This window comes from Barnesiella sp. CU968, assembly GCF_905219685.1.
GTDB classification, from domain to species: Bacteria; Bacteroidota; Bacteroidia; order Bacteroidales; family Muribaculaceae; genus Lepagella; species Lepagella muris_A.
Map to the genome: position 1 here is coordinate 1 of NZ_CAJMXD010000371.1, position 2,885 is coordinate 2,885.

The window sequence follows — 2,885 nt, forward strand, 5'->3', positions numbered from 1 at the left end:
CTCCCAATGGATGAACGCAATGTGTTTGACACCATAGCTTTGCGTTTCATCTCCGTTTTCTACCCCGATTGTTCTTTTGAACAGACAACCGTCAAGGCTGAAGCGGGGAAATATAAATTCAAAGCCACAGGGCGCGTCATAACAGACCAAGGATGGAAATTCGTATATCAGTCTCGAAAAGGCATCAGTTCTTCAGCCGATGCAGACAAGAATGACGATGACCGGAAAGATGACGAAACTGCCGTGTTGCCGCCCTTCACAAAAGGAGAATCAGGGCCTCATGTTCCGAAACTTATGAAGAAAACAAGCCAACCGCCTAAATATTACACGGAAGGAACTCTTTTAAAAGCAATGGAAACTGCCGGAGCGTCTGTTGAAGACGAAGAACTCAGAGAAGCTCTTAAGGCAAACGGCATCGGACGACCGTCAACAAGAGCCGCTATAATAGAAATTCTATATAAAAGGGGTTACATCCGAAAAGAACGCAAATCACTGAGAGCCACCCCTGCCGGGATTGAACTCATTTCTGTAATTCAGGAAGAATTGCTGAAAAGTGCCAAACTCACAGGCATCTGGGAGGGAAGACTGCGTCAGATTGAGCGTGGGGAATACAGCGCGCCTGAGTTCATTTCTCAGCTCAAGGAAATGATTTCGCAAATCGTCATGTCCGTTCTTAAAGATAATTCAAACAGACTGATTATTGCCGAACAACAGAACGACTCAGTTGTTAAAAAAGATAATAAGAAGGATAAAACATCGCCTGCCAACCCTAAAAAACAAAATAATTGAATGGACAGAAACCTTGCAATACAATACACAGCAGTAGCCATTATAATTCTGGCAGCCTTGACATGGCTTGTAGTCAGATTCATAAAGCGCGTTAAAAACAAAAGCCGGAAATCATGCTGCGGTTGCGTCCTTTCCGACAAATGCAACACTGCCGACAAAAATAACAGGGACTGCAACGACAGGTAATCAACAATCCGTTTTTATTGAAGACTTTTTCACCAGTTGCCAGGAGTTGACAATGTTCTGCCACGCTATATATGCAGCAGGCGCGATAGATGCTATCGGTGTCATATAGGTCATGGCGAGCCACACGGCAAGCACCGTATTCTTCTGTCCGAGACTCTGTCCGCCAGATACTCTGTCATTAAACCTCGCACCGATTTTCCGTCCGATGTAAAACTGCAGAAGACAGACTGCCAAAGCCCCGGCAACAAGCATCGCTACCGCCGGGAGCCGCTTTTCATCCCATGTCCGGATTGTAAAACTCACACAACTGCCGACGATGATGAACAACGATACTGCCCACATATAGAACGACAGGCTCTGATGGCTCACTACCTTCGAATGAAGCCGTGGCACAAGATAACGCAAGATCATTGCCAACGCCAGAGGCCCTATTATAAGCGGGAATACCTTGGAGCATATAAGCAATGATGATTTCAGGAAAGTCATATCAGGATTATCACCTATCGCGGCGAGCACCACAGGACCAGCCACGGCTATAAAAGCATTGCAGAGCAACGAATACGTCGCCACGAAAGAGATACTGCCTCCAAGCATTGATGTAATTACCGGTGCCGCTGTGGCGGTAGGTATAAAAACACAGATAAAGACCCCTTCTCCCACTATATGGTTCAATGGCGACAAGACAAGATATATCAGGGCAGACAAGACCATCTGCACCGTCAGCAACACAACATGTTCCTTTCGTGGCTTGAAATCACGGAACTGAAGCTTGCAGTATGTGATAAACAACATGAGGAATATCAGATAAGGAGAAAGAAAAGTAAGATATCCCATCCACTTGTAAAAGACAGCTCCGCCGACCATTGCAATCGGAAGCATCGAATTTTTCAATTGTTGTCTTGCAATATGCATGATTTACGCCAGCTCCCCCTTTCCTTCTCTTACTATTTCAATATCGTTTCCTGTGCAGTCTACAATAGTTGACGGTATCAGACCTCCGTCTTCGCCTTCCACCATAAAGTCAACCCTATTGTCATAACTCTCCGCAATAAGATCCGCACTTACGGCATAGTCGTCACCGTCATACTCTATGGAAGTCGTAAGAAGCGGATGTCCGAGACGATCCACGACCTTTCTGATCGTATCGCAATCCGGGATTCTCACTCCTACAATCTTGCGTCCTTTGAAGACCTTCGGCAGCGCAGAGGCGGATTTAAGCAAAAAAGTAAACGGACCGGGCGTATTGCTTTTCAGCAGACGGAACACACGGTCGTCAATCTTTGAAAACTCCGCCGCCATGGATATATCGGCACACACTATTGAAAGATTTGATTTATCCGGATTTATACCTTTGAGACGGCATATCCTCTCGATTGCCTTTACATTCAGAGCATCGCAGCATATGCCATACAACGTGTCGGTCGGCATGATTGCCACTGCACCATCCGCAATCCCGCGACAAATATCCGCAAGCTGTTTCTCAGAAGGGGCATCGTTCCATATTTTTATAGTTTTCATAGCTCAGTGGGTTATATCCCGACAAAATTAATTAATTTTGCACAATTAACAAATTTAAGCAGACACATGTTTAGAATTGCAATTTTGGTGGCAATGGACAAAGAGCTTGGACTGCTCCTCAACCAGATGCCCGACAGAGAAGAAATCAATATAGGTGAAAACAAATACTATGCCGGAAGAATCGGAGACAAGGAAGTTATCGCCGGAAAATGCGGTATAGGCAAGGTCAATTCCGCACTCAACACCTATAGACTAATATGTGACCGCAAACCGGATATTGTCATTAACTCCGGCGTTGCGGGAGGTGTTGACGGCTCATTGGGCATTGGCTCAGTGCTTATCGCTGACAGTGTGGCATATCATGACGTATGGTGCGGACCCGGCACGGAATA

At 45.8% G+C, this 2,885-nt stretch carries 5 protein-coding genes; 3 read left to right on the plus strand and 2 right to left on the minus strand.

Annotation, left to right across the window (positions count from 1 at the left end; genetic code table 11):
* Together JX312_RS11620 and JX312_RS11625 are read left to right on the plus strand one after the other, a co-directional pair.
* Positions 1-789: DNA topoisomerase (locus JX312_RS11620; RefSeq protein WP_239653904.1), on the plus strand; the 789-nt coding region annotated here is incomplete at its 5' end.
* On the plus strand, positions 790-975 hold the full coding sequence (locus JX312_RS11625; protein WP_123407422.1) for a FeoB-associated Cys-rich membrane protein: 186 nt from the start codon (positions 790-792) through the stop codon (positions 973-975).
* On the opposite strand, the gene JX312_RS11630 is transcribed toward JX312_RS11625, so the two are convergent.
* Both JX312_RS11630 and JX312_RS11635 read right to left on the minus strand, forming a co-directional pair.
* Positions 976-1,887 (minus strand): transporter, encoded by a 912-nt coding sequence (locus tag JX312_RS11630; protein ID WP_204458099.1) that lies wholly within the window; start codon positions 1,885-1,887, stop codon positions 976-978.
* Positions 1,888-1,890: 3 nt separating this feature from the next.
* Positions 1,891-2,493 carry an L-threonylcarbamoyladenylate synthase gene (locus JX312_RS11635; RefSeq protein ID WP_204458100.1) on the minus strand — a complete coding sequence of 201 codons (603 nt, stop codon included), beginning with the start codon at positions 2,491-2,493 and terminating at the stop codon, positions 1,891-1,893.
* Positions 2,494-2,586: 93 nt separating this feature from the next.
* Here JX312_RS11635 and JX312_RS11640 point away from each other — a divergent pair.
* On the plus strand, positions 2,587-2,885 hold a 299-nt coding region (locus JX312_RS11640; protein ID WP_204458101.1), incomplete at its 3' end, for a 5'-methylthioadenosine/S-adenosylhomocysteine nucleosidase.

Bases quoted from the DNA above. Each gene is read 5' to 3' on its own strand.
- JX312_RS11630 (WP_204458099.1), bottom strand. From the start codon at position 1,887: ATGCATATTGCAAGACAACAATTGAAAAATTCGATGCTTCCGATTGCA.
- JX312_RS11635 (WP_204458100.1), bottom strand. From the start codon at position 2,493: ATGAAAACTATAAAAATATGGAACGATGCCCCTTCTGAGAAACAGCTT.
- JX312_RS11625 (WP_123407422.1), top strand. From the start codon at position 790: ATGGACAGAAACCTTGCAATACAATACACAGCAGTAGCCATTATAATT.